This window comes from Micromonospora sp. GCM10011541, from assembly GCF_042650725.1.
Lineage (GTDB): Bacteria > Actinomycetota > Actinomycetes > Mycobacteriales > Micromonosporaceae > Micromonospora > Micromonospora sicca.
Window position 1 is genome coordinate 1 of sequence record NZ_JBHSBP010000135.1, and the last position, 652, is coordinate 652.

The following is a 652-nucleotide window of genomic DNA, read 5'->3' on the forward strand; positions in this document are numbered from 1 at the left end:
TATGGACGTTACGCCCGTGTCATCCCCACTCGGCCGCCGAACCTTGCTGAGATCACCTCATTGTGAAGGTTACCGCTTTATCTCCAAAGTCTGGATCCCATTGCGCTTCCCAGACTTCTGTCAAGTGTGGATGGCTAAGCGCTCTCAACAGTTGCGGTTCTCGATACGCCAGGGCATCCGTTACACCGAGGAGGCTGACCGTCTTCTGGACGCAATGGCACTCGAAGATCTCGTGCCAACACTTGTAGCAGACGGCGGTGTTTCCCTCGAGGATGGTCTGGATGATTCTGTAGGTAGGTCTGTCAAGACGATCACCTCTAATGACCATGTCAGCTGCGCCACCCAGCCAGCGCGGCGAGTGCCGCGCAATCGCGCTTCCGCGACCAATGTGGACCCACCGCCTCCACCAAACCTGAAACATGGGACTGGAAGGTGCCCCGTCTGGGCATGCCGAGGATGCTCCTCACGGATGCCCGCGAGATCCGCGCTGCATCGATACCCTGCTCGGCACCTGCAAGAATGATGATCGTTTCCAGTGTGTACCGTTCCGCAAACGAGACGTACGGCCCGGAATAGTTGGATTCCGGATCCAATGAGGTGATCTCAGCAAGGTTCGGCGGCCGAGTGGGGATGACACGGGCGTAACGTCCAT

At 58.0% G+C, this 652-nt stretch carries 1 protein-coding gene; it reads right to left on the reverse strand.

Annotated elements, in window-relative coordinates; genetic code table 11:
• Positions 1-329 precede the first annotated feature (329 nt).
• Positions 330-652 (reverse strand): hypothetical protein (locus ACFOYX_RS36300; RefSeq protein ID WP_377534835.1); only part of this gene is annotated, 323 nt, incomplete at its 5' end.